This is a genomic window from Marinobacter mobilis, from assembly GCF_900106945.1.
GTDB classification, from domain to species: domain Bacteria; phylum Pseudomonadota; class Gammaproteobacteria; order Pseudomonadales; family Oleiphilaceae; genus Marinobacter; species Marinobacter mobilis.
Window position 1 is genome coordinate 192,200 of the sequence record NZ_FNNE01000003.1, and the last position, 23,692, is coordinate 215,891.

General features: G+C 56.6%; 26 protein-coding genes and 2 tRNA genes. 25 read left to right on the forward strand and 3 right to left on the reverse strand.

The genetic code is table 11. From position 1 onward, the window contains the following. Positions 1-9 precede the first annotated feature (9 nt). From guaA to BLV11_RS05770, 5 genes are all read left to right on the forward strand, one after another. Positions 10-1,587, forward strand: a complete 1,578-nt coding sequence (gene guaA / locus BLV11_RS05750; RefSeq protein ID WP_091812017.1) for a glutamine-hydrolyzing GMP synthase — start codon at positions 10-12, stop codon at positions 1,585-1,587. Between the two features lie 29 nt (positions 1,588-1,616). After that, positions 1,617-2,120, forward strand: a complete 504-nt coding sequence (tadA, locus tag BLV11_RS05755; protein WP_091812018.1) for a tRNA adenosine(34) deaminase TadA — start codon at positions 1,617-1,619, stop codon at positions 2,118-2,120. A gap of 44 nt (positions 2,121-2,164) precedes the next feature. Then, positions 2,165-3,151, forward strand: a complete 987-nt coding sequence (gene galE, locus BLV11_RS05760) for a UDP-glucose 4-epimerase GalE (protein WP_091812019.1) — start codon at positions 2,165-2,167, stop codon at positions 3,149-3,151. Positions 3,152-3,223: 72 nt separating this feature from the next. Further along, on the forward strand, positions 3,224-4,567 hold the full coding sequence (locus tag BLV11_RS05765) for a UDP-glucose dehydrogenase family protein (RefSeq protein ID WP_091812020.1): 1,344 nt from the start codon (positions 3,224-3,226) through the stop codon (positions 4,565-4,567). Positions 4,568-4,576: 9 nt separating this feature from the next. Beyond that, positions 4,577-4,999, forward strand: coding sequence for an HIT domain-containing protein (locus BLV11_RS05770; protein ID WP_091812021.1), 423 nt, complete (start codon positions 4,577-4,579; stop codon positions 4,997-4,999). Here BLV11_RS05770 and fabR read toward each other — a convergent pair. Beyond that, a complete protein-coding gene (fabR, locus tag BLV11_RS05775; protein ID WP_091812022.1) occupies positions 4,996-5,616 on the reverse strand; it encodes an HTH-type transcriptional repressor FabR in 621 nt (206 codons plus the stop codon). The genes BLV11_RS05770 and fabR overlap by 4 nt on opposite strands. Before the next feature lie 226 nt (positions 5,617-5,842). Between fabR and BLV11_RS05780 the strand changes: the two genes are divergently transcribed. From BLV11_RS05780 to nadA, 16 genes are all read left to right on the forward strand, one after another. Beyond that, the gene (locus BLV11_RS05780) at positions 5,843-6,085 is read left to right on the forward strand and encodes an FmdB family zinc ribbon protein (RefSeq protein WP_091812023.1); all 243 of its coding nucleotides are present in this window, start codon (positions 5,843-5,845) and stop codon (positions 6,083-6,085) included. A gap of 39 nt (positions 6,086-6,124) precedes the next feature. After that, positions 6,125-7,936 carry an aspartate--tRNA ligase gene (gene aspS, locus BLV11_RS05785; protein ID WP_091812024.1) on the forward strand — a complete coding sequence of 604 codons (1,812 nt, stop codon included), beginning with the start codon at positions 6,125-6,127 and terminating at the stop codon, positions 7,934-7,936. A gap of 32 nt (positions 7,937-7,968) precedes the next feature. Next, complete coding sequence (locus tag BLV11_RS05790; protein WP_091812025.1) at positions 7,969-8,718, forward strand: YebC/PmpR family DNA-binding transcriptional regulator; 750 nt, start codon at positions 7,969-7,971, stop codon at positions 8,716-8,718. A gap of 37 nt (positions 8,719-8,755) precedes the next feature. Further along, the gene (ruvC, locus tag BLV11_RS05795; RefSeq protein WP_091812026.1) at positions 8,756-9,301 is read left to right on the forward strand and encodes a crossover junction endodeoxyribonuclease RuvC; all 546 of its coding nucleotides are present in this window, start codon (positions 8,756-8,758) and stop codon (positions 9,299-9,301) included. Between the two features lie 51 nt (positions 9,302-9,352). Then, positions 9,353-9,976 (forward strand): Holliday junction branch migration protein RuvA, encoded by a 624-nt coding sequence (gene ruvA / locus BLV11_RS05800; protein ID WP_091812027.1) that lies wholly within the window; start codon positions 9,353-9,355, stop codon positions 9,974-9,976. 140 nt (positions 9,977-10,116) lie between these two features. Beyond that, a complete protein-coding gene (gene ruvB, locus BLV11_RS05805) occupies positions 10,117-11,145 on the forward strand; it encodes a Holliday junction branch migration DNA helicase RuvB (RefSeq protein WP_091812028.1) in 1,029 nt (342 codons plus the stop codon). Then, entirely contained in the window at positions 11,138-11,569 is a 432-nt protein-coding gene (locus BLV11_RS05810; protein WP_091812029.1) for a YbgC/FadM family acyl-CoA thioesterase, read from the forward strand. The genes ruvB and BLV11_RS05810 overlap by 8 nt, the downstream gene beginning before the upstream one ends. A gap of 50 nt (positions 11,570-11,619) precedes the next feature. After that, positions 11,620-12,312: a protein TolQ gene (gene tolQ, locus BLV11_RS05815; protein ID WP_091812030.1), complete on the forward strand. Its 693-nt coding sequence runs from the start codon at positions 11,620-11,622 to the stop codon at positions 12,310-12,312. 25 nt (positions 12,313-12,337) lie between these two features. After that, positions 12,338-12,784 carry a protein TolR gene (gene tolR, locus BLV11_RS05820; RefSeq protein WP_091812031.1) on the forward strand — a complete coding sequence of 149 codons (447 nt, stop codon included), beginning with the start codon at positions 12,338-12,340 and terminating at the stop codon, positions 12,782-12,784. Positions 12,785-12,796: 12 nt separating this feature from the next. Further along, positions 12,797-13,771: a cell envelope integrity protein TolA gene (gene tolA / locus BLV11_RS05825; protein WP_091812032.1), complete on the forward strand. Its 975-nt coding sequence runs from the start codon at positions 12,797-12,799 to the stop codon at positions 13,769-13,771. A gap of 92 nt (positions 13,772-13,863) precedes the next feature. Continuing rightward, positions 13,864-15,123, forward strand: coding sequence for a Tol-Pal system beta propeller repeat protein TolB (tolB, locus tag BLV11_RS05830; protein ID WP_091812033.1), 1,260 nt, complete (start codon positions 13,864-13,866; stop codon positions 15,121-15,123). A gap of 43 nt (positions 15,124-15,166) precedes the next feature. Further along, the gene (pal, locus tag BLV11_RS05835; protein ID WP_091812034.1) at positions 15,167-15,745 is read left to right on the forward strand and encodes a peptidoglycan-associated lipoprotein Pal; all 579 of its coding nucleotides are present in this window, start codon (positions 15,167-15,169) and stop codon (positions 15,743-15,745) included. A 49-nt stretch (positions 15,746-15,794) separates the two neighbouring features. Further along, entirely contained in the window at positions 15,795-16,541 is a 747-nt protein-coding gene (gene ybgF / locus BLV11_RS05840; protein ID WP_091812035.1) for a tol-pal system protein YbgF, read from the forward strand. A gap of 68 nt (positions 16,542-16,609) precedes the next feature. Next, positions 16,610-16,685 (forward strand) — tRNA-Lys (locus BLV11_RS05845). An 84-nt stretch (positions 16,686-16,769) separates the two neighbouring features. Continuing rightward, positions 16,770-16,845 (forward strand) — tRNA-Lys (locus BLV11_RS05850). A 185-nt stretch (positions 16,846-17,030) separates the two neighbouring features. Beyond that, positions 17,031-18,092, forward strand: a complete 1,062-nt coding sequence (nadA, locus tag BLV11_RS05855) for a quinolinate synthase NadA (protein WP_091812036.1) — start codon at positions 17,031-17,033, stop codon at positions 18,090-18,092. A gap of 18 nt (positions 18,093-18,110) precedes the next feature. Here the strand turns inward: nadA and BLV11_RS05860 are convergent, their stop codons facing one another. Further along, on the reverse strand, positions 18,111-19,595 hold the full coding sequence (locus tag BLV11_RS05860) for a M48 family metalloprotease (protein ID WP_091812037.1): 1,485 nt from the start codon (positions 19,593-19,595) through the stop codon (positions 18,111-18,113). A gap of 203 nt (positions 19,596-19,798) precedes the next feature. Here BLV11_RS05860 and BLV11_RS05865 point away from each other — a divergent pair, with 203 nt between their 5' ends. Together BLV11_RS05865 and BLV11_RS05870 are read left to right on the forward strand one after the other, a co-directional pair. Then, complete coding sequence (locus BLV11_RS05865; protein WP_091812038.1) at positions 19,799-20,029, forward strand: sulfurtransferase TusA family protein; 231 nt, start codon at positions 19,799-19,801, stop codon at positions 20,027-20,029. Positions 20,030-20,047: 18 nt separating this feature from the next. Beyond that, the gene (locus BLV11_RS05870) at positions 20,048-21,130 is read left to right on the forward strand and encodes an AI-2E family transporter (protein WP_091812039.1); all 1,083 of its coding nucleotides are present in this window, start codon (positions 20,048-20,050) and stop codon (positions 21,128-21,130) included. 14 nt (positions 21,131-21,144) lie between these two features. Here BLV11_RS05870 and BLV11_RS05875 read toward each other — a convergent pair whose 3' ends face one another. Next, entirely contained in the window at positions 21,145-21,615 is a 471-nt protein-coding gene (locus BLV11_RS05875; RefSeq protein WP_091812040.1) for a peroxiredoxin, read from the reverse strand. 74 nt (positions 21,616-21,689) lie between these two features. Here BLV11_RS05875 and dapA point away from each other — a divergent pair, with 74 nt between their 5' ends. Continuing rightward, positions 21,690-22,568, forward strand: a complete 879-nt coding sequence (gene dapA, locus BLV11_RS05880) for a 4-hydroxy-tetrahydrodipicolinate synthase (protein WP_091812041.1) — start codon at positions 21,690-21,692, stop codon at positions 22,566-22,568. Between the two features lie 94 nt (positions 22,569-22,662). After that, positions 22,663-23,679, forward strand: a complete 1,017-nt coding sequence (bamC, locus tag BLV11_RS05885; RefSeq protein WP_245725927.1) for an outer membrane protein assembly factor BamC — start codon at positions 22,663-22,665, stop codon at positions 23,677-23,679. Positions 23,680-23,692: the final 13 nt, after the last annotated feature.

Genomic DNA, 23,692 nt, shown 5'->3' on the forward strand with positions numbered 1-23,692 from the left:
GAGGACCACATGGCCCAGAACATCCATGACCACCGCATCCTGATTCTTGATTTCGGTTCCCAGTACACGCAGCTGATTGCCCGCCGTGTGCGTGAAATCGGGGTTTACTGCGAGATCCGCGCGTTCGACATCACTGCCGAAGAGCTCGCGGAATTCAATCCCAAGGGGATCGTTCTTGCGGGCGGCCCGGAGTCGGTTACCCAGCTGGGTGGCCCGAGGGCGCCGGAAGGCCTGTTCGAGAGCGGTATTCCGGTTCTTGGTATCTGCTACGGCATGCAAACCATGGCCGAGCAGCTGGGCGGCAAGGTCGCCAGTTCTGACAAACGCGAGTTCGGTTACGCCCAGGTCAAGGTGCGTGCAGAAGGACCGCTGCTCAAGGACATCAAGGATCATCTCGGGCCCAATGGAGAATCCCTGCTGGACGTCTGGATGAGTCATGGCGACAAGGTCGTTACCTTGCCAGAAGGCTTTGAGCTGCTGGCGTCCACTGAGAGCGCGCCCATCGCTGCCATGCAGGATGTAAGTCGCAATCTGTACGGTGTTCAGTTCCATCCGGAAGTTACCCATACGCTGCAAGGCAAACGTCTGCTCGAACACTTCGCACTGGATATCTGTCAGTGCGAACCGTTGTGGACGCCAGCGAAGATTGTCGACGATGCCGTCGAAAAGATTCGTGCCCAGGTCGGTAGTGACAAGGTGCTGCTGGGGTTGTCTGGTGGCGTCGATTCGTCGGTAACTGCAGCCTTGCTGCACAAGGCTATTGGCGATCAGCTGACCTGTGTGTTTGTTGACAACGGCTTGCTGCGCCTCAATGAGGGGGAGCAGGTCATGGACATGTTCGCCCGCAACATGGGCGTCAAGGTAATCAAGGCGGATTCCGAGGAGCAGTTCCTGTCCCGTCTCGCGGGTGTCCAGGACCCGGAGCAGAAGCGCAAGATCATCGGAAACACGTTCATTGAAGTGTTTGACGAAGAGGCTGCCCGGATCACCGACGTTAACTGGCTGGCGCAGGGCACCATATACCCTGACGTTATTGAGTCGGCTGCGTCAAAGACCGGTAAGGCTCATGTCATCAAATCCCACCACAATGTGGGAGGTCTCCCTGAGACCATGAAGATGAAACTGGTCGAGCCACTGCGTGAGCTGTTCAAGGATGAGGTCCGCAAGATCGGCCTTGAGTTGGGCCTGCCTTACGATATGGTCTACCGCCATCCGTTCCCGGGACCTGGTCTGGGTGTCCGGATCCTGGGCGAAGTGAAGAAAGAGTACGCGGATATTCTGCGTGTCGCCGATGCGATCTTCCTTGAAGAGCTGCATCGGGCAGACTACTACCACAAGACCAGTCAGGCCTTTGCCGTGTTCCTGCCAGTCAAGTCTGTGGGTGTAGTGGGTGATGCTCGTCGCTATGAATACGTCATCGCGCTGCGAGCGGTCGAAACGGTCGATTTCATGACTGCGCGTTGGGCGCATCTGCCTTACGATCTGCTGGAGACCGTTTCCAATCGCATCATCAATGAGATCTCGGGGGTTTCCCGGGTGACCTATGATGTGTCGTCCAAGCCGCCTGCTACTATTGAGTGGGAATGATCGCGGTTGGACGGGCATAGCATCGGATTATGACGGTGCGGGCTGATGATGAGTTCTGGATGGCCAGGGCTCTGGAATTGGCAAGGCTGGCGGCGTCGAGGGGCGAGGTGCCGGTGGGTGCAGTCGTCGTTCGTGATGGCTGTGAAATCGGCGCCGGCTTCAACGCCCCGATCAGTGGCTGTGACCCGACGGCTCATGCCGAGGTGCGGGCGCTGCGGGATGCGGCGGCCAGGGTTGGAAATTATCGCCTCACCGGGGCAACCTTATATGTCACGCTTGAACCTTGTGGCATGTGCGCCGGAGCGATCGTCCATAGCCGAATTTCCCGTCTGGTTTACGGGGCAAGGGAACCCAAGGCCGGGGTGGTTGAATCCACCCGGAATGCGCTCGACGATGCATCACTGAACTGGCGGGTTGAAGCCTGCGGCGGGGTGCTGGAGACGGCGTGCAGTCAAGAGATCAGTTCGTTTTTCGCGCGGCGCAGGGAAGAGCGCCGGCGTTTGCGAATGGCCCGGGGTTTACGAGATACATAGTCCCGCTCAGGTTGGGGACTTCAGGGAAGGAGCAAAAACAGATTATGAAAGTGTTGGTAACCGGCGGAGCCGGGTATATTGGAAGTCATGTTGTGCGTCAGCTTGGGCAGGCCGGTCACGAGGTGGTTGTTTACGATAACCTGTCCACCGGCTATCGCTGGGCGGTCACCTGTGGTGAGCTTGTTGTCGGTGATCTTGCGGATGAGCAGGCGCTGGAAGCGGTGTTTCGGGCCCACAGCTTTGAGGCCGTGTTGCATTTTGCCGCCAATATCGTGGTGCCGGAATCGGTCTCCAACCCCCTTAAGTATTACAGCAACAACACCCGTAACACCCTTAATCTGCTCAAGGCTATCGACCGGCACCAGATTCCATATATGGTGTTTTCATCGACGGCGGCTGTCTACGGTATGCCTGAGCAGACCGTGTTGACGGAAGAGTTGCCGTTGGCGCCGATCAATCCCTACGGCGCATCAAAGATGATGAGCGAACGGATGATTATGGACGTGGCGGCGACCTCGGATCTGAAATACGTGATTCTCAGGTATTTCAACGTCGCTGGTGCCAACCCTGAGGGAGTGCTGGGTCAGGCTACGCCGGAAGCAACGCATCTCATCAAGGTGGCGTGTGAGTGTGTTACCGGAGCCCGTGAAGGCATGAGCGTGTTCGGTACCGATTACGATACCCGCGATGGCACCTGTATACGCGACTACATCCATGTTGAAGATCTGGCCAAAGCGCATGTGATGGCGCTTGCCTATATGGCTGAGGGTGGTAAGTCCGATGTGCTCAATTGTGGTTATGGTCGCGGATTTACCGTGCGCGAAGTGATTGATGTGGTGCAGCGGTTGTCAGGGGTGGAGTTTCCGGTCACTGAAACGGGGCGTCGGGCGGGAGATCCGGCGGCACTGATGGCTGACAATCGGCGGATATCCCGGGTTCTGGGGTGGGTGCCTGATCATGATGATCTCGACATCATTGTCCAGACCGCACTGAACTGGGAGAAATCCTGGCAGGCCAGGAAAGATGCCTGACGGGCGGCCGCAAAGGCATGTCGTCGATGTATGTGAACCTTTACGACTGAAAAATCTACAGGGATTCCACGGATGAAAATTACGATTTTTGGTACCGGATACGTTGGCCTGGTCACAGGCGCCTGTCTTGCTGATGTGGGGCACGACGTTGTCTGTATGGACGTCGACCAGGGCAAGATCGACAAGCTGCGTAACGGTCAGATACCGATCTACGAACCAGGGCTTGAGTCCATCGTCAAGCACAACGCCGAATCTGGCCGTCTTTCGTTTACGACGGACCCTGAACAAGCGGTAGCACACGGCCTGATCCAGTTCATCGCTGTGGGAACACCGCCGGATGAAGACGGTTCTGCTGACCTTCAGTACGTCACTGCAGTTGCGCGGACCATAGGTCAGTACATGGACGATTACCGAGTGGTGGTCGACAAGTCGACGGTGCCGGTGGGTACGGGTGACAAGGTCCGTGATGCGGTCAGGGCAGAGCTGGACAAGCGCGGTCTGGAATTGGATTTTGACGTGGTTTCGAATCCCGAATTCCTGAAAGAAGGTGCGGCGATCACCGATTTTATGAAGCCGGACCGGATTGTGGTCGGCACAGATAGTGAGCGCGCCCAAGAGCTGCTGCGGGAAACCTATTACCCGTTCAACCGCAATCATGACCGAATGATTTTCATGGATATCCGTTCAGCGGAGCTGACCAAGTATGCGGCCAACGCCATGCTGGCGACCAAAATCAGCTTCATGAATGAGATTGCCAATCTATCTGAGCGGCTAGGGGCTGACATCGAGGCCGTTCGCCGTGGTATCGGTTCAGATCCTCGGATTGGCTACCACTTTATCTACCCGGGCTGCGGCTATGGTGGTTCCTGCTTCCCCAAGGACGTTCAGGCGTTGGCCCGTACGGCCCGCGGTTGTGACTATGATGCGAAGCTGCTTAATGCTGTTGAGGAAGTGAATCTGTCCCAGAAGCATGTCCTGTTCGACAAGGTCAGTCATTATTTCCAGGGCCAGCTGTCGGGTAAGGTTGTGGCTTTGTGGGGATTGGCATTCAAGCCGAATACCGACGACATGCGTGAGGCCTCATCCCGCACACTGATGGAATCGCTCTGGAAGGCTGGCGCGAGCGTTCAGGCCTTTGACCCTGAGGCAATGGGTGAGACCCAGCGCATCTACGGTGATCAGGAAGGGCTGACCCTCTGTGGCACCAAGGAACAGGCGCTCAAGGGAGCGGATGTGCTGGTTATCTGCACCGAATGGAAAGAGTTCCGTTCCCCGGATTTCGCCAATATTGCCAGTGCCCTCAGCGAGCCAGTGGTGTTTGATGGCCGTAATCTTTATGAGCCCGAAATGCTGGATCGACATGGGTTGATCTACTACGCCATTGGGCGTGGGCGCAACCAGTTCCGGATGGACTGAGGGTACGGTATGACATTTCAGCTTCACCCCCGGTTGCAGGCAGACACCATTTCAATCGGCAGGACTCGCTTGAGTGAGATTTTGCTGATGAATGATTGTACCTGGCCGTGGGTGTTGCTGGTGCCCCGTCGAGAAGGTGTCCGCGAGATCTATGAGCTTGAGGATGCTGAGCAGATTCAGTTGCTGAGGGAGTCGTCAGTTCTGGGGCAGGGTATGATGAGCCTGTTCGGGGGCGACAAGCTGAATGTAGCGGCATTGGGCAACATGGTGCCTCAGTTGCACCTGCACCATATCGTCCGCGTTGAGGGAGATCCGGCCTGGCCTGGCCCGGTTTGGGGCACCCAGGCCCCGGTACCCTATGACCCTGTCGGGCTTAACCATCGTCTGGCCGAGCTGGAACCGGTTGTCACCAGAGTGATGGCGGCGGACTAGTTCAGGCCCAGGTGAGAGAGTGTCTGGGAGCCCACCAGAATCATTCGCAACTCAGCCTTGAGCTTCGTTTTCAGAATTTCCCGCTCCTTGGGTGTGGCATCCAGGGCCTCTGCGCCCTGATTGAATACCAGTGTAACCATCGCTTCGGCCACCAGTCTTGCATCGGACAGCGGCTTACCCTCGTCCTCTGCAAAGCGGCGCAAGTCATCAGCCAATTCCGTTACAAAGTGTTCAATTTCCGTCTGAATGGCGGTACGGAATGGCTTCGAAACGCCGGTGCGCTCTCGCAGCATCAGGCGAAAAAGATTGGCGTTGTTGGCCAGGTACTCCATGAAGGTATCCACAGAGGTGCTTATGGCACTGCCATTGCGGGCGATGCGTTTGCGGGCCTGCCTCATCAGCTGGCGCAGGGCAACCCCGCCTTCATCCACCAGGGCCAGGCCCAGTTCATCCAGTTCCGAAAAATGACGGTAAAAGGACGTGGGTGCGATGCCAGCTTCCCGGGCTACTTCCCGGAGGCTGAGGCTACCGAACCCACGGTCCGCGCTCAGCTGGGCAAGCGCGGCATCCATTAATGCCCGTCGTGTTCGGAGTTTCTGTTCAGCTCGGGATGACACTCGCGTACTCCAGTCAGGTCGTGCGAAAGCTCGCTATTCTAGCCCTTGCACCGGTCACCGTCATCAACGTTGAGTTTTGCGCCGTTGATCCAGCGCTCATCACGGAAAACGAAGCCTGATTTTCGAAGGCATTGTGTTTATAATGTCCCGCTTTTCACGGGGAGCAGAATTCGGGCTCCCCGGCAGGGTTGATTTGTTTGTAGGGTATACGAAAAGGGTATACGCAATGCCAATCTATGAATACGTCTGTGACGCCTGTGGTTTTGAGAAGGATGTGATCCAGAAAATGAGCGATGCGCCGTTGAAGGATTGTCCGACCTGCAACGAGGCATCGTTTCGCAAAAGAATCTCGGCCGCGGGTTTCCGTCTTGCTGGCAGTGGCTGGTATGAAACCGACTTCAAAACAGGCAGCAAGAAAAATCTGGCAGATGGCGGCAAGTCATCGGCTTCAGAGTCAGCGGCAGGCTGAACCAACAATTTACGCACTTTGAAATCAATGGGAATGGGTATGCGCAGTCATTATTGCGGTGGAATCAACGAGTCTCATATTGATCAGGATGTAACCCTGTGTGGTTGGGTCCATCGTCGCCGGGATCACGGTGGTGTTATTTTCCTGGATCTGCGAGACCGGGACGGTATTTCACAGGTTGTTGTTGACCCCGATACCCCTGAAAGCTTTGCGCTGGCAGAAAAGGTCCGCAGTGAGTTCGTTATCCAGATTACAGGTCGTGTTCGTCGTCGCCCTGCGGGCACGGAAAACGACAACATGGCTACCGGGCAGGTAGAACTGCTGGGTAAGCAACTGACCATCCTCAATGCGGCCGCGACACCTCCGTTCCCTCTTGATGAGCACGTTGATGTCGGCGAAGACGTTCGCCTTCGCTACCGGTTCATTGATCTGCGTCGTCCGGAAATGCTTAACCGTCTGCGTTTCCGTTCCAAGGTCACCAGTTACATCCGCAACTACCTCGACCGTAACGAGTTTATGGATGTGGAAACTCCGATCCTGACTCGTGCGACCCCAGAAGGTGCTCGCGATTATCTGGTTCCCAGCCGCACCCATAACGGCTCATTTTTCGCGCTGCCGCAGTCTCCACAGCTGTTCAAGCAGTTGCTGATGGTTTCCGGTATGGATCGCTACTACCAGATCGCCAAGTGTTTCCGGGACGAAGACCTGCGGGCAGATCGCCAGCCGGAATTCACCCAGATCGACATGGAGGCTTCCTTCGTCAATGAGGAAGATCTTATGTCCATCACCGAAGGTATGATCCGTGAACTTTTCAAGGATCTGCTCAAGGTTGAGCTGCCGGCATTCCCACGTATGCCTTACGAAGAAGCCATGCGCCGTTTTGGTAGTGACAAGCCGGATCTGCGGATTCCGCTGGAACTGATTGATGTGGCCGACCTGGTTGAAGGTGTCGACTTCAAAGTGTTTGCCGGTCCAGCCAAGGATCCCAAGGGGCGTGTTGCTGCACTAAGAGTGCCTCAGGGTGGTGAACTGACCCGTAAGCAGATCGACGAATACACCAAGTACGTTGGCATTTATGGTGCCAAGGGGCTGGCTTACATCAAGGTTAACGATCTCAGCAAGGGTGCTGAGGGCCTGCAGTCACCGATCGTCAAGTTCCTCGGTGATGAGGTTGCGCTGGCAGTGATTGAGCGTGCGGCAGCGGAAGACGGCGATATCGTTTTCTTCGGAGCGGATTCCCGCACTGTTGTGAACGAGGCGCTGGGCGCTCTGCGCATCAAGGTCGGTCATGACCTCAACCTGCTGACCTCTGAATGGGCACCGATGTGGGTAGTGGACTTCCCGATGTTCGAGGAGACTTCCGACGGTGGCCTGACGGCGATCCATCACCCGTTCACTGCTCCGTCCTGCACTGCGGAAGAGCTTGAAGCGAATCCGGCAACTGCGTTGTCACGGGCTTATGACATGGTGCTGAACGGCACGGAGCTGGGTGGCGGGTCCATTCGTATCCACGATGAACAGATGCAGGAAACTGTATTCCGTGTTCTGGGTATCGATCACGACGAGGCCCGCAGCAAGTTTGGCTTCCTGCTTGACGCCCTGAAATTTGGTTGCCCGCCCCATGGCGGCCTGGCCTTTGGTCTTGACCGCCTGATCATGCTGATGACCGGTGCGACCTCCATCCGGGACGTGATTGCCTTCCCGAAAACCCAGAGCGCTACCTGCCTGATGACTCAGGCGCCGGGCATTGTTGATGAAAAACAGTTGAAAGAGCTTAATATCCGCCTGCGCAAGCCGGCAGTGAAAGCAGCAGACGCCAGTGCCGGGGAAGGGGACAAAGCCGAGGGCTGATCCCCGTAGTGGTGAACTGAGCGGAGTGATCTATGGCTGGTCACAGCAAATGGTCGAATATCAAACACCGTAAGGCAGCACAGGACGCCCGGCGGGGAAAGGTATTTACCAAGATCATTCGCGAACTGACGGTTGCGGCTCGCCAGGGCGGGGGAAATCCTGAGGATAACCCCCGGCTGCGGGCCGTTGTCGATAAAGCGCTCACCGCCAATATGAAAAAAGACACCATCGAGCGTGCCATCGAACGGGGCGCCGGTGGTGGCGATGACGGTAATTTCGACGAGCTGACCTATGAGGGCTATGGCCCCGGTGGGGTGGCTGTCCTGGTCGAAGCCATGACCGATAACCGCAATCGAACCGTGGCTGATGTGCGCCACGCCTTCAGCAAGACAGGCGGAAATCTGGGTACCGATGGCTCCGTCGCCTATCTGTTCAGCAAAAAAAGTGTCATTGTATTTGCGCCCGGAGTCGATGAAGAGCGGCTGATGGAAGCTGGCCTTGAGGCCGGCGCGGACGACATCGCCGAGCAGGATGATGGTTCGTTTGAGGTGATCGCCGAGGCTGAACGGTTTTTCGACCTGAAGCGGGCCCTGGTCGCAGCTGGTCTGGAACCCGACAGCTCGGAAGTGAGCATGGTGCCGTCTACCCGGGTTGAGCTTGATCTGGAAAGTGCTGAAAAGATCCTCAGGCTGGTGGATATGCTGGAAGACCTCGACGATGTGCAGGCGGTGTACTCAAACGCTGATATTCCCGGGGATGTGATGGAGAAACTGGGCGCCTGAAGCCTGTTTGCTCTGCCCGTACCAACTAGGAGCGTTCGTGGCGATTATACTTGGTGTGGATCCTGGTTCCCGGATTACCGGCTATGGCCTTATCCGTACCCAGGGTCGTCAACTGGAGTACCTCGATAGCGGCTGCATTCGTCTTGGCGAGAAGCCGCTTCCCGAAAGGCTCCAGTCCATTTTCCACAGTCTCGCCACGCTCATCGGCGAATACCGGCCGGACGAGTTTGCCATTGAACAGGTGTTCATGGCACGAAACCCGGACTCGGCCCTGAAGTTGGGCCAGGCGCGGGGGGCGGCAATCGTTAGCGCTGCCAACAGTGGGCTACCCGTCTTTGAATATTCAGCCCGCCAGGTTAAGCAGGCTGTGGTGGGGCGGGGCAGCGCGGAGAAGTCCCAGGTGCAGCACATGGTGCAGGCGATTCTGAGTCTGCCACGAAAACCTCAGGCGGATGCCGCAGACGCACTGGCCATAGCGCTGTGTCATGCCCATATGAATCAAAGCGTGATTCGGGTTGGGGCCGGCTCGGTCGCACTGGATGAGGTAACGCGCGGCAAAGTCCGTGGTGGTCGTATCCGCTGAAAAAAATTCCGAAGATGACGATGATCGGCTACAGGCCAGAGGAGTGTTGCATTGATCGGACGTATTCGAGGCGTACTGCTTGAAAAGTCGCCAGCTCAGGCCCTGGTTGAATGTTCCGGTCTGGGATATGAAGTCGACATTCCCTTTACTACCTTTTTTCATCTCCCTGACACCGGCGGCGAGATTACCCTCCATACCCATTTTGCGGTACGCGAAGATGCCCAGAGCCTCTTTGGTTTTTCGGCGAGGCTCGATCGTGATCTATTCCGGTTGTTGATCAAGGTCAATGGGGTTGGGCCAAAACTCGCGCTTGCCATTCTTTCCGGCCTCGACGCCAATCAGTTTATACAGTGTGTCGAAACCAAAGATATCAACTCGCTGGTCAAGTTACCTGGTGTGGGAAAGAAAACCGCTGAACGTTTGTTGATTGAAATGGCCGACCGGATTGGTCAGCTTGAAGGGCCGTTTGCTGTCGCAGCAGATGCAGGCTCAAAGGGTGTGTCGATGCCTGCAGCGGCCGACAGTGCGGTTGAGGAGGCGGAGTCCGCATTGATCGCCCTGGGCTACAAGCCTCAGGAAGCCAGTAAAGTGGTCGGCAAGGTGGCCGAAGACGGCATGAGTCGCGAAGATCTGATCCGCCGGGCGCTCAAGAGTATGATTCCGGCAGGGCAGTGAGGGTGTGTGCGGTGTGACCATAACGGCGCTGAACCTGTAGAGAGCGTAACGTGACAGCCACCAAGGCGTTTGTACAATAAAGGCAATTCAATATCCGGGGCGTGTGCATCCGGATTTGCCTCAAAACTACTGGCAGGTACATGATTGAATCCGATCGTCTGATCTCCGCCCAGGGTGGGCTCCACGAAGAAGTCCATGATCGAGCCATACGGCCGACCCTGCTCAACGAATATGTTGGTCAGCCGACGGTACGTGAGCAGATGGAAATCTTCATCTCTGCCGCCCGCCGCCGGGAAGAGGCGCTGGATCATGTCTTGATCTTCGGTCCGCCCGGGCTTGGTAAAACGACCCTCGCGAATATCATTGCCAACGAGATGGGCGTCGCCATCAAGACCACATCCGGTCCGGTGCTGGAGAAGGCGGGTGATCTTGCGGCCATGCTGACCAATCTCGAAGAAGGCGATGTGTTGTTCATTGACGAGATTCATCGCCTCAATGCGGCGGTCGAGGAAGTCCTTTATCCGGCGATGGAAGATTATCAGCTCGACATCATGATCGGTGAAGGGCCAGCGGCGCGCTCCATAAAGCTGGATTTGCCGCCATTTACCCTGGTCGGGGCCACGACCCGAGCCGGTTTGCTGACGTCCCCCCTGCGTGACCGCTTTGGTATTGTGCAGCGGCTTGAGTTCTACAATACGGCAGATCTGACCCACATTATCCAGCGCTCGGCGCGGTTGTCGGGTGTACAGATTGACCAGGAGGGGGCCTTTGAAATTGCCCGCCGTTCTCGCGGCACACCCCGGATCGCCAACCGATTGTTGAGGCGGGTGAGGGATTTTGCCGAGGTGCGTCATGATGGCCATATAACCGCAGCGGTTTCCGACGCGGCCCTTAACCTGCTGAAAGTGGACAGTGAGGGCTTCGACCATATGGATCGGCGGCTGCTGTTGGCCATGATCGAAAAGTTTGATGGCGGGCCCGTCGGCGTCGAGAGCCTGGCTGCTGCGATCAGTGAGGAGCGGGGTACCATCGAGGATGTTATCGAGCCATTTCTGATTCAGCAGGGCTTCATGGTCCGCACACCCAGAGGTCGCATGGCGACCTCGAATGCCTACCTTCACTTTGGCGTATCGCCGCCGGGTTCGGCGCAGGAGAATCCCCTTGACTGAACAATCAGTTTCCCATGGGCTTTTCGAATTACCGCTAAGGGTCTATATCGAAGACACCGACGCCGGTGGTATCGTCTTTCATGCCAAGTATCTGCATTACATGGAGCGGGCCAGAACCGAATGGGTTCGTAGCCATGGTATCGGGCTTCGGGATGGCCTGGCTGAGAACATCAGCTACGTTGTGCAAAAACTCAACATTCATTACGCCGCGGCTGCCCGTCTGGATGACGAAGTGGTCGTCACCGCAGAGCCGGTGGGGCATGGTCGTGTCTGGATGGATTTTCGTCAGCGGGTCATCGACCGCAATGACGGTCGCCTTTACGCGGAAGCGACTATCCGGGTGGCCTGTATTGCGCTCGATTCAGGCCGGCCCCGACGGCTGCCGGACTCGTTGGCAGCGCTGTTGGAAAGCTGCGTTGGCTAATAAGCACTGCTCGTTAAAACACTGTAACTGGAATGCGCCAGGAGTAAATCGTGGAGTCTGAAATTTCTGTATGGTCACTCATTGCCAACGCTGGCCCTTTGGTTCAGTTGGTGATGCTGCTGTTGATGGCGGCCTCAGTCATGTCCTGGACGTTGATCTATCAGCGGTTACAGGTGTTCAGCAAGGCCAGGAAAGCCCAGCTGGCTTTTGAAGAGCAGTTCTGGTCCGGCATGGATCTGGGGCAGCTCTACCGGGACGTCAATGCAAACCCAACTCCGTTTTCCGGGATGGAGTCGGTTTTTCGTGCTGGCTTCAAGGAGTTTTCACGTCTTCGCCAGCAAAGCCGCGATGCCGATGCGGTCATGGAGGGGGCTCAGCGTGCCATGCGTGTGGCGTTCTCCCGGGAGCAGGAACGTCTTGAACATCACCTGCCTTTTCTTGCCACGGTAGGATCGACCAGCCCCTACGTTGGGCTGTTCGGAACCGTTTGGGGGATTATGAATTCCTTTCGCGGCCTCGCCCAGGTTCAGCAAGCGACCCTGGCAACCGTTGCTCCGGGTATATCAGAAGCACTGATTGCGACTGCCATGGGGCTGTTTGCTGCGATACCGGCGGTCATTGCCTATAACCGGTTCGCTGCCAAGTCCGATGCTTTGCTGAAAAACTACGAAACCTTTGCTGAGGAATTTTCAAGCATCCTGCACCGACGCGTTCATAGCAGCGACAGTGCTGGGCGTTCGTGATCCACAGGCATAGGGGAGATCGAACATGAAAGGCATGGGAATGATGCCCTCCAACCGACGCAAACCAATGTCGGAAATCAATGTGGTGCCCTACATCGATGTGATGCTGGTGCTGCTGGTCATTTTTATGGTCACCGCACCGATGCTGACCCAGGGGGTTAAGGTCGACCTACCGGAAACCACCTCCGATCCCATCCAGGCGCAGAAGGATGTGGAGTCAATTATTGTGAGTGTTGACTCTACCGGCGCTTACTACCTTGAGATTGGTGATCAGGGCAGTGATCCGATGACATTGCCGGAGGTCAGGGAACAGGTCGCCAAGATACTGTCCGAGCGTAGCAACCGACAGGTACTGGTGCGAGGGGATCAGCATGTGGAATATGGCCGCGTGGTTCGTCTGATGGCTGAGTTGCAGTCGGCAGGTGCAAGCAGTGTCGGGTTGATCACCGAAGCTCCGGGCGACGACGGTTGAGGCGAATGATCTGTGACAGGTAAGGATAGGGACTATACCAGCACCGGGCAGGCTCCCTGGAAGTCGCCTGTTTTGTTCTCGGTCGTGCTCCACGGGATGTTGCTTGTTGTCGTCCTGGTCGGATGGCAATGGTCAACGCCGGTTCACGAAGATACGCCGCGTAGCATTGCCGCGACGCTGGTGTTGCAACAACCGGAGTCTGTTGAGCCACCGACGCCGGCGCCCACGCCTCAGCCGGATCCGGCGGCACAACAGCGTCGTCAGGAGGAGGCCGCCAGGCAGGCCGCAGCCGAGGCTGAGCGACGTAGACAGGCCGAGCGAGAGGAGCAGCAGCGACGGGCAACCGCAGAGCGGGAACGCCAGCGCCAGGCTGAGGCCGAAGAGGCAGCGCGCCTGAAAGCCGCGGCGGAGGCCGAGGCACTGGCCAGGCAGCGCGCCGAGGAGCAGCGACGCCGGGAGCAGGAACAGGCCCGGCAGGCTGAAGAGCAGCGGCGTCAGGAGCAGGAACGCCAGCGCGCGGCTGAAGAAGAACGTCAACGGCGTGAAGCCGAAGCCCGGCGACTGGAAGCGGAGCGGCAACTGAGGGAACAGCAACTGGAAGCCATTGCTGAGCAGGCTGCCCGAGATCAGGCTGAGGCTGAGCGGCAACGGGCAGCTGCGGCGGCGGCAGCCCGTGTGCGGGAAGCTCAGATGCTGAGCGAGAAAGACCGATATCTTGCGCTGATCCGCAGCAAGCTGAGTCGGGCGTGGTACAAGCCACCATCAGCAACAGAGTCCATGGAAGCCCGTCTCCAGATTACCCTGCTGCCAACAGGAGAACTTGCCCGGGTGGAGTTGGTTCAGGGCAGCGGCAATGCGGCTTTTGATAATTCCGCTCTGAGTGCGGCGCGATCCATAGGCAATTACCCGGTTCCTCAGGAACGGGATACATTCGAACGTTACTTTCGTCAGTTTACCATCAGATTTACGCCCAGGGAGCTACGGTGAAAAACTTCCGACTATTGAAGGCTAAAAACCGGACTTGCAGAAAGTTCAGGCCGAACAGGTTCACGACGTACCGCAACGGCTTAGCAGCCCTTATGCTTTGGCTGGTCTCCGTTCAGGCTCAGGCAGAACTGATGATCACCATCAGCGAAGGGGTCGAGAGCGCGATCCCGGTTGCGGTGGTTCCGTTTAAGGAAACCGGAGTGGTTCCCGGGGGTGATCGGCTCAGCGATATTCTTCGTGATGATCTCACCTTGAGTGGTGAATTCAACACCCTCGCGCCAGCCAAGATGCTCAGCTTGCCATCACGCGGCGATGACGTGTTCTATCGCGACTGGCGCTTACTGGGCCAGCGTTATCTCGTCGTTGGTGAGGTGACTCAGCAAGGCGATCGTCTCAACGCTCGCTTTGAAGTGTTTGATGTTGCCAGTCAGCAGCGAATTCTGGGTGAAACAGCCGGGGCGCCTGTTGCCAGCGCGCGCTCACTGGCCCATTACATCAGTGACAAGGTGTATGAGGCCATCACCGGTGTGCCCGGTGCTTTCTCAACCCGTCTGGCCTATGTGACGCTGCAGTCGAACAACGGTCAGCTGTTGTATAAGTTGCAGGTCAGTGATGTGGATGGCAAGCGCGCGCGGGTTCGCCTGGAAAGCCCTGAGCCAATTCTGTCCCCGGCCTGGTCGCCGGATGCCCGTAAACTCGCTTACGTATCGTTTGAGACCGGCAAACCTGTGGTCTATATCCATGAGCTGGCCTCCGGCCAGCGGACGGCCATTGCCGATTTTCCCGGTCTCAATTCTGCGCCGGCCTGGTCTGCGGACGGGCGCTCTCTATTGCTGACACTGTCGAAAGACGGAAACGCGGAAATTTACAAGATGGATATCGCCAGCCGCTCGCTGACACGTCTGACCAATCATTGGTCGATTGATACCGAAGGCAGCTGGTCTGCGGATGGCCGGGGCTTCTTTTTTACCTCTGACCGCTCAGGTGGGCCACAGATCTATCACATGGAGAACGAGCGCGCCGAACCGCGCAGAGTCACTTTTGGCAGTCGGTACAATGCACGGCCCAGGCCCAGTGATGATGGACGCTACGTCTACTACGTCCACCAGCGCGAAGGTGCCTTCCACATCGCCAGGACCCACCTTGAGACAGGTGAGGAAACGGTATTGACCCGGACCCAGCTGGACGAGTCTCCCAGTGTCTCGCCCAATGGCCGGATGTTGATTTATGCCACCAAGCAGGGGGGCAGAAGTGTACTTACCGTAATCACGTCAGAGGGCGGTTCCAGTTACACTCTGCCAGCATCGGAAGGCGATGTGCGCGAACCGGCCTGGTCGCCCATTGTTCGATAATGATTCACTCGATAATTTTTAATCAAAACGGAAGGAAAGAAAAATGAGCCTCTCTATGAAGACTAAGGCATTCGCAATGGCACTGTCCCTCGGACTGGTTGCTGGTTGTAGCTCCACCGGCGATACCGGTGAAACAGGTGATGCCTACGGTTCAGACGTGTCTGCGGTTGATCAGCAGGGTGGCACTGTCTATGGCGGTGCAGAGGATGCTGGTATTTCCGCGGGTGGACTGACTGACGCCGAGCGTGATCGGGCCCGTGCAGCAGCCGAACAGGCGGCTGAAGAAGCCAAGCGCGCGATCACTACGTTCTATTTCGATTTCGATACCTCTGAGATCAAGCCGGCAGCCCGCGATGTGCTGATCGCCCATGCTGCGTTCCTCGCTGCCAATCCTGGCCAGCAGGTTCGTCTGGAAGGTCATGCTGACGAGCGCGGCACCAAGGAATACAACCTGGCTCTGGGCGAGCGTCGCGCCAATGCTGTTCAGCGTTTCCTGATCGTAAATGGGGCGAATCGTGGCCAGATTGAAACCGTAAGCTACGGTGAAGAAAAGCCGGCGGTGATGGGCACCGACGACAGCTCCTGGGCACAAAACCGTCGTGTTGAGCTGATTTTCAAGTAAAGTACTGATTTAATAGTACGACTGAAAATCAATTCCGACAGGAAATACCATGAGACAAATCCTCATGGCGACCTTCGCACTATCGCTGGCCGGTAGTGCGTTGGCGCAATCAGCAACACCAGCCTATCAGGATGGCCGGTCTCAGGCGCAGCGCAGTGCTGATGCCGGGCAGGCGAACGCCGAACTGTTTTATATGATTGAGCAGTTGCAGGGAGAGGTCCGTCAGTTACGTGGCGAGCTCGAAGAGCAGCGGAATCAGCTGGACCGGTTATCCCAGCAATCCCGCAGCCGGTACATCGACCTGGATCAGCGTATTCTGGGGTTGAGTGAGAAAGTCAGTGACCAGGAAGCGGTAGCGGCCAGTGAACCGGCAGTGCCGGTGGCAGAACGCCCGCAGCCTCGTGACTACCGTGCCCCGTCAGATGAAGAGCGACAGGCATACCAGCATATTCAGGCACTGATCCGCGACGATAAGAACTATGACGCGGCGATTGGCGAATTATACGACTTTATCGGCAAGTATCCGGAAGGTGACCTCACTGTTAATGCCTACTACTGGTTGGGCGAGGTGTATCTCGTTAAGCCGCAGCTCGAGCAGGCCAAGCAGGCGTTCACGATTGTCGCCAGTCGTTTTGCCGATCATCGTAAGGCGCCTGACGCGGCCTACAAGCTGGGTGTTACCCTGAACAAGATGGGGGACACGGAGGATGCTCGTCGGCAGATGGATGAGGTGATTCGCAACTACCCAGACTCGGGAGCGGCGGGCTTGGCCCGTAGTTTTCTGGGTGCGCAATAAAATCTGAAAATTTCCTCCAAAAAGGGGTTGAAAGGCGCAAAAATATCAGTACTATATGCGCCTCGCTTGGGTCGTTAGCTCAGTTGGTAGAGCAGTTGGCTTTTAACCAATTGGTCGAAGGTTCGAATCCTTCACGACCCACCATTATTTCGGACCGGCTGTTTCTCTGAGCGACAGTCCAGTTCGGGAGAAGAGCGGGCTGATGCCCAATCTGATCCAGCCTGTTACGGGTCGTTAGCTCAGTTGGTAGAGCAGTTGGCTTTTAACCAATTGGTCGAAGGTTCGAATCCTTCACGACCCACCAATAGAATCGCCGTGACATGTTCATGGTGGATCGAAAAAAAGAGCCTTCGGGCTCTTTTTTTTTGCCTGTCAGACCATACACCTAGTGTCTTAAGGCTTTGATTGCCAGAGCTGTGTGACCAATGCATGAAGCGTTTCTCTCGGTGGTATACTTGGCCACGAGAGGCGTAATTCGAGATATAGGCTATGACACGATCTGAAGACAGAATACTGGTACAGGAACATCTGGCCCATGCCGCCGAGCCGAAGGCGCTGAGTGATGAAGAAAAGCTGCGTCTTGAGGGCGCTATCCGTGATGCCCTGAAAGCCCAGGACGCTGTTCTTGTCGCCCATTACTACACCGACCCGGATATTCAGCGACTGGCCGAGGAAACGGGTGGCTGTGTCGCCGATTCACTGGAAATGGCGAGGTTCGGCAATCAGCATCCGGCATCAACCGTGGTTGTGGCCGGGGTACGCTTTATGGGTGAGACAGCCAAGATTCTCAATCCGGAAAAGCGCGTGCTGATGCCAACCCTTGAGGCTACCTGCTCCCTGGATGTTGGCTGTGAGGCCGATGAATTTGCTGCATTCTGTGATCAGCACCCCGATCGCACCGTTGTGGTTTATGCCAATACCTCGGCAGCGGTCAAAGCCCGTGCTGACTGGGTGGTAACATCAAGCTGTGCGCAGTCGATTGTTGAGGATCTTGACGCTCGCGGCGAAAAAATTCTCTGGGCGCCAGATAAGCACCTGGGACACTACGTCCAGAAAACCACAGGTGCCGATATGCTGTTGTGGGATGGTTCCTGCATCGTACACGAGGAGTTCAAGCATCGTGGCCTTGAAGATCTCAAGGCGTTGTACCCGGACGCGGCCATTCTGGTGCATCCGGAATCACCGGATGCGGTTGTTGAAATGGCGGATGTGGTCGGATCAACCTCGCAGCTCATACACGCGGTGCAGACGCTGCCCAACGATAAGTTTGTCGTGGCAACGGATAACGGCATTTTCTACAAGATGCAGCAACTGGCGCCCAACAAGACCCTGATTGAGGCGCCGACGGCGGGCAATGGCGCAACTTGTCGCAGTTGTGCTCATTGTCCGTGGATGGCAATGAATGGTCTGGAGAATCTACTGGCGGTTCTGGAGCGTGGTGATCAGGAGGTTCACGTGGATGATGCTCTGCGTGAGCGGGCATTGAAGCCACTGCAGAGAATGCTGGACTTCACCGCAGGTATGAACCTGCAGGCTGCCGGCAACGCCTGATCAGTCAGCTGAGGGAGATCAGCGGATTGCCGCCTGATCTCCGGTTGCTGCTGACAGTGCAGTCAGACGTTCGGTAATCTGTTGGTAGGTTGGTGAACCAGGCAGGGCTCTCTCCTGGGCCTGAAGCAACTGGCGCCTGGCTGACGAGTAATCCCCTATGAGTAAATCGTACTCAGCTCTGGCCTGGTGCACGCCAACAATGTTTCGTGCCTGTCCTTCGGCTTCTGCCAGTCTACGCCAAAGTGTTTCTTTGTCCGGATAATCCCGGGTCAGCCTCTTAAGCGTAGCCGCCGCTGCAGCGCTGTTGCCAAGCGCCAGTTCAGTGCGGGCAAGCATGTCTGTGATCGGGAGGTTGTTCGGGTTGCGGGTCAGTGCCTGGCGAATGAGTTTGTTGGCTTCTTCATTGCGATCCTGGGCGAGGAGCGCCTCCGCCAGTGTAACCATGTAGGTGATGCGTCCGGGTTGGTGCGACAGCAGTTCACGGAGGATTTCCTCGGCCTCGCTGGTGCGATTGCCGGCAAGCAGTGCCACGGCGAGTCCGTACCTGGTGGCCGGATTGATCTGGCCAGGGAACTGGGCATCCAAACGCTGAAACTGCTCAATGGCCCGTTCCGGTGTGCCCAGGTAATGCACCTGGACGCGGGCTCGCGCAAGGTGAAATTCAAGGCTGTCCTCCACGTGCCGGTCGGGATACTGTTCGGCCCGTGCCCAGGTATCGGATACCCGGCTCTGGGTCAGTGGGTGTGTGGACAAATATTCGGGAAGCCGGCTGCCCTGGAGACGGTTCTCGCGCATCATCTGTTCAAACATTTCCGGCATGCCCTTCGGATCCAGTCCCGAATCCGCCATGATTTGCAGCCCGATTCTGTCGGCTTCCTGTTCGTGGGCGCGGCTGTATTGAAGCATGTTCTGGGCGGTGAGTGCCTGGGTGCCTACGATTGCTGCAATACCGACATCCGAGCGGGTCATGGCGGACAATACGATCCCTGCAATCATGCCTGCAAGGGCCATCGGCGTGTTGGTTTGTTGCTGTTCAAGGCGGCGTGAAAAATGGCGCTGGCTGAGGTGGGCAAGTTCGTGGGCCAGTACAGAGCTGAACGCCTGTTCGGAGTCAGTGTGGAGGAACAGGCCGCCGTTCACCCCAACGATGTTGCCGGGTACTGCAAATGCGTTAAGTGCCGGACTGTCGATCAGGACGAGATGAATGTTCTTGTCGTTGAGTGGTACTGACGGGAGCAGCCTAAAGATCAGGGAGCGAAGGTAATCTTCCGTCAGTGGGTCGTCAATGCGCGCTTCACTTCGTCGCAGGTAGGTGAGCACCTGTTCGCCAATTTCGGTTTCCTGCTGTTGTGAAATCAGTCCGCCCCCAAGGCCGCCAATGGTGGGCAGCTCCTGGTTCTGGGCGAGGGCGGGGTTGATCGTTGAGCAGAGCAGGGTGCAAGACAGCAGGGCTCTGGCTGCCAGGTGGCGATATCGCTGTGTGCGATGGGGCTTGGCGCTCATGTCTTGATTCAGTGTCCCTTGCCGTGTGCTGAATGGGGAAATCTGCATATTTGTTCGTGTATACGCGAGTTGGTTCCTTTGCGTATTGTCATCAGATCCATGGCTGTTTGCGTTGAGCCATGATGGTAATATGCTGCATTGGCCACCGGGATGCCGGTGTGCTGTGTTGATCTTGTTAATCAAAACTTTGGTGATTCCCTACAGTGCCAGATCGAATCCTTGATGCTTCCGGGCTTCAGTGCCCGATGCCCCTGCTCAAAACCAAGCTTGAGCTGAATTCCATGAGTCCGGGTCAGGAGCTCGAGGTCATTGCGACCGACGCCGGATCTGCTAAAGATATTCCCGCTTTTCTCAAGCTGTCGAGCCACGAGCTGGTAAGCGCCTCGGAGTCCGATGGCGGTTATCGCTTTGTGATAAGGTGCGGCCAACGCTAAGTGTCCACGGAGCAGTCAATGGTCAGAATTCTACGCGGTCTTGCCGATAAATACTTTTCAGATGACGAAGCTGTCATCCTTTTGCTGCTGCTCATAATCGGCACCCTGGCGATTATCTACCTAGGCGCGATGCTGGCACCGGTTATTGCAGCTGTTATTGTGGCGTTCATTCTTCAGGGCCTTGTGGCCAAACTCCTGAAACTTGGTGTTCCTCAGGGCGTAGCGGTCATCGGGGTTTTCCTCCTGTTCCTTGGGATATTGGTTGGCTTCCTGTTCGGGTTGCTCCCTCTGGTCTGGACCCAGGTGACGGCGCTGGCTGGTGAGGCACCGCGGATTCTGCGCGAACTGCAGATTTATATCGAGGTGCTGCCCGAAGAATACCCGAACCTGGTTTCCATTGATGCGCTGCAGGCAGTCTACCAAGAGGTCACGTTTGAAGCGGCGAGAATGACGCAATGGCTGGTATCGTTCTCGCTCAGCAGTATTCCCGATCTCGTGGCGGTCATGATCTACATGGTGTTGCTGCCGATCCTGGTGTTCTTTTTTCTCAAGGACCGAGCAGTGCTGCTGGGCGCACTTGGGAAGCTGTTGCCCCATCAGCGACCGCTGATGCTGCACATCTGGGAAGAGGTCAATCTGCAGTGCGCCAACTATGTGCGCGGAAAGGCGGTTGAGATTCTTATTGTCGGTGGCTCGACCTATATTGCTTTTAAGCTTTTTGGTGTGCCGTACGCAGCGCTGCTGTCGTTCCTTGTCGGTTTGAGCGTTGTCATTCCCTATATCGGCGCCGCTGTGGTGACAGTGCCTGTGGCTATTATTGCTCTGGTGGCATTCGGATGGGGAAGTCACTTTATCTGGGTGATGGTGATCTATGGCATCATTCAGGCGCTGGACGGCAATGTCCTGGTGCCGTTGCTGTTTTCCGAGGTAAATAACCTCCACCCGGTGGTCATCATTATTGCAGTGCTGTTTTTCGGTGGAATCTGGGGGCTCTGGGGCGTGTTCTTTGCCATCCCTCTGGCGACGATGCTGAAAGCGATTTTCTCGGCATGGCCGGTAAAGGGGGAGCTGCCGCCGACGACAGAGACGGGGCAGCATTAACGGGGTAGGGCGGGTCAGAGGTTGCGGGCGCTTGCCAGCACCTCTTCGACATGCCCTTTGACCTTGACTGTACGCCACTGCTCACGCAACACGCCTTCCTTGTCAATCAGGAAGGTACTGCGGTCAATGCCCAGGTATTCCTTGCCGTAGAGCTTCTTAAGCTTGATGACATCAAAGTGCTTGCAGAGGGTCTCATCCGGGTCCGAAATAAGCTGGAACGGGAACTCATGCTTGGTGCGGAAGTTGGTGTGGGTTCTCAGGCTGTCTCGGGATACCCCGAAGACCACCGTATCGGCGGCTTCAAATTCGGCATAATGGTCACGGAAGTCCTGGCCTTCAGTCGTGCAGCCCGGAGTGTTGTCCTTGGGGTAGAAATAGATAACGACATTTTTCTGACCCCGGAAGTCCGAGAGTCGAATGGTTTGCTCGTCGGTTGCGGCTGCTTCGAAATCGGCCACCGGTTTGTTCAGTTCAACCGTAGACATGGGTTCTCCTCTATTTCCCTTGTGTCAGTCAGCACCCAACATTACCATAACCGTTTTATCTGGACGGAGTCTTTATGATTACTGGTAGCCTCGTCGCACTGGTGACGCCAATGCATGCGGATGGCAGCATCCACTGGGAGCATCTGGACGCACTGGTGGACTTCCATCTTGAAAACGGTACAGATGGCATTGTAGCCGTCGGAACCACCGGTGAGTCCGCTACCCTGGCTCCGGAAGAGCATTGTCAGGCAATCGGTCACATCATCAAGCGCGTCAATGGACGCATTGCGGTTATCGCTGGCACCGGGGCCAACAGTACCCGGGAGGCGATCGAGCTTACCGCAGAAGCGCACAAGCTTGGCGCAGACGCCTGTTTGCTGGTGGTACCGTATTACAATAAGCCGACTCAGGAAGGCCTGTACCGTCATTACAAGGCCATTGCTGAAGCGGTGCCGGTTGATCAGATTCTTTACAACGTGCCCGGTCGTACCGCGTGTGACATGTCGAACGAGACCGTTCTGCGTCTGGCTGATGTTCCCAATATCGTGGGTATCAAGGACGCGACGGGGGATATCCCCAGAGGGATTGAGTTGATCGAGTCGTTGCAGGGGCGCCTCGCGGTGTATTCAGGCGACGATGCGACTGCGGCTGAGCTGATGCTGGCTGGCGCGAAAGGCAATATCTCTGTGACGGCGAATATCGCCCCTAAGGCAATGGCGGACCTGTGTCGTGCGGCAATGGCCGGAGACCGTGACGAAGCTGCGCGCTTGAATGAGCTCTTGATGCCGCTGAATCACAAGCTGTTTGTTGAAGCCAATCCCATTCCCGTCAAGTGGGCCCTGCATCGTATGGGGCTCATCGGTGAGGCCATTCGCCTGCCATTGACGCCGCTGGATGTGAAGTTCCAAGGCGTGGTTGAAGACGCCATGCGGGCGTCAGGCGTACTCAATTAATCAAATCCGTGGTTTGAACTGGAGAAGCTTGATGGTAGTTCCTTTCCGGAAACAGTCGCACCCGAAGCGATGTGTGCTTGGTGTGGCTGGGGCCATGGTTTTCGTGACTTTGGCGGGATGCAGCTTTCTGGAGGATCGTTCCGAGCGTTATGTCAGTGCGCCATTGGGTGAGCCGCTGAAAACCGTCGACGAGCGGCAGCGCAATCGGATCGGTGAGGCGTATCCGATTCGTGAGATCGATAACGCTGAGGCCGGCCGTCTTTATCCGGATGAGTTGCCGGTGCCGCCAGACATGACCTCAGAAATCCTGGAGCAGAACTATCTGGTTGAGTCTCTCGATGACCAGACCTGGCTACTGGTCAATGAATTGCCGGGACAGGTCTGGCCCAGTGTGACTGCTTATCTGAATGACCGCGGTTTCAGCGTAGCGTATGACAACCCTGCATTAGGGCTCGTTCAGAGTGAACTGGTAAACTACAGCCGTCAGGCTCGTGGTCTGGTGGGGTTGGCGGACGTAGCCGGTAGCGAATCACTGGTGGTGGTTCAGGCGCGGGTCGCGTCGGGTGTACGCCGAAAGACCACTGAGATCCAGCTTCGTCCACGGATTGTTGAAAGTGACCCGGACAGGTTGTATGCCTGGCAGTCCTTGTCGAGAAATCCGGAGCTTGAGAAGTCCCTGCTGGAAGATCTGGCAGCGTTCCTGAAGGAGCGGGAGGGGACCAAATCCTATTCCCGTGTGGCATCGGGCATCACTAATGAGCCATTGGTGAATCTGGTCAGCGACAATGAACTGCCGGTTGCTATTCGTATGGACCTGGAATATGGCCGGGCGTGGAGCGAAGTAAAGCGTGCGCTGGAAGAAGCCAGTGTTGCGATTGTCGATCTGGATCGCAGCTCAGGGAATTTCTTGGTGGACTATCGTTCCCGTGAAGAGCGGGATCCGGGTATGTTCAGCTGGTTCTCGGATGAGCCTGAGGCGCAATACACCTTCGATGTTCAGCTGGTTCAGCAAGACAGTTTTGTGTTGGTCACCGCAGGGCGTGCCCCTGACTACAGTGGGGCGGATCGCTCGTCGCTTCTGCTGAACCAACTCTTTGATCACCTCTATTAAATACATAGGCAAG

What these genes read in the sequence shown, in the direction of transcription:
- BLV11_RS05790 (WP_091812025.1), top strand. Translation starts at nt 7,969, where the DNA reads ATGGCTGGTCACAGCAAATGGTCGAATATCAAACACCGTAAGGCAGCA.
- dapA (WP_091812041.1), top strand. Translation starts at nt 21,690, where the DNA reads ATGATTACTGGTAGCCTCGTCGCACTGGTGACGCCAATGCATGCGGAT.
- tolR (WP_091812031.1), top strand. Translation starts at nt 12,338, where the DNA reads ATGAAAGGCATGGGAATGATGCCCTCCAACCGACGCAAACCAATGTCG.
- guaA (WP_091812017.1), top strand. Translation starts at nt 10, where the DNA reads ATGGCCCAGAACATCCATGACCACCGCATCCTGATTCTTGATTTCGGT.
- tadA (WP_091812018.1), top strand. Translation starts at nt 1,617, where the DNA reads ATGACGGTGCGGGCTGATGATGAGTTCTGGATGGCCAGGGCTCTGGAA.
- BLV11_RS05765 (WP_091812020.1), top strand. Translation starts at nt 3,224, where the DNA reads ATGAAAATTACGATTTTTGGTACCGGATACGTTGGCCTGGTCACAGGC.
- BLV11_RS05860 (WP_091812037.1), bottom strand. Translation starts at nt 19,595, where the DNA reads ATGAGCGCCAAGCCCCATCGCACACAGCGATATCGCCACCTGGCAGCC.
- tolB (WP_091812033.1), top strand. Translation starts at nt 13,864, where the DNA reads ATGCTTTGGCTGGTCTCCGTTCAGGCTCAGGCAGAACTGATGATCACC.
- BLV11_RS05770 (WP_091812021.1), top strand. Translation starts at nt 4,577, where the DNA reads ATGACATTTCAGCTTCACCCCCGGTTGCAGGCAGACACCATTTCAATC.
- pal (WP_091812034.1), top strand. Translation starts at nt 15,167, where the DNA reads ATGAGCCTCTCTATGAAGACTAAGGCATTCGCAATGGCACTGTCCCTC.
- nadA (WP_091812036.1), top strand. Translation starts at nt 17,031, where the DNA reads ATGACACGATCTGAAGACAGAATACTGGTACAGGAACATCTGGCCCAT.
- galE (WP_091812019.1), top strand. Translation starts at nt 2,165, where the DNA reads ATGAAAGTGTTGGTAACCGGCGGAGCCGGGTATATTGGAAGTCATGTT.
- BLV11_RS05875 (WP_091812040.1), bottom strand. Translation starts at nt 21,615, where the DNA reads ATGTCTACGGTTGAACTGAACAAACCGGTGGCCGATTTCGAAGCAGCC.
- ruvB (WP_091812028.1), top strand. Translation starts at nt 10,117, where the DNA reads ATGATTGAATCCGATCGTCTGATCTCCGCCCAGGGTGGGCTCCACGAA.
- BLV11_RS05780 (WP_091812023.1), top strand. Translation starts at nt 5,843, where the DNA reads ATGCCAATCTATGAATACGTCTGTGACGCCTGTGGTTTTGAGAAGGAT.
- aspS (WP_091812024.1), top strand. Translation starts at nt 6,125, where the DNA reads ATGCGCAGTCATTATTGCGGTGGAATCAACGAGTCTCATATTGATCAG.
- bamC (WP_245725927.1), top strand. Translation starts at nt 22,663, where the DNA reads ATGGTTTTCGTGACTTTGGCGGGATGCAGCTTTCTGGAGGATCGTTCC.
- BLV11_RS05870 (WP_091812039.1), top strand. Translation starts at nt 20,048, where the DNA reads ATGGTCAGAATTCTACGCGGTCTTGCCGATAAATACTTTTCAGATGAC.
- ybgF (WP_091812035.1), top strand. Translation starts at nt 15,795, where the DNA reads ATGAGACAAATCCTCATGGCGACCTTCGCACTATCGCTGGCCGGTAGT.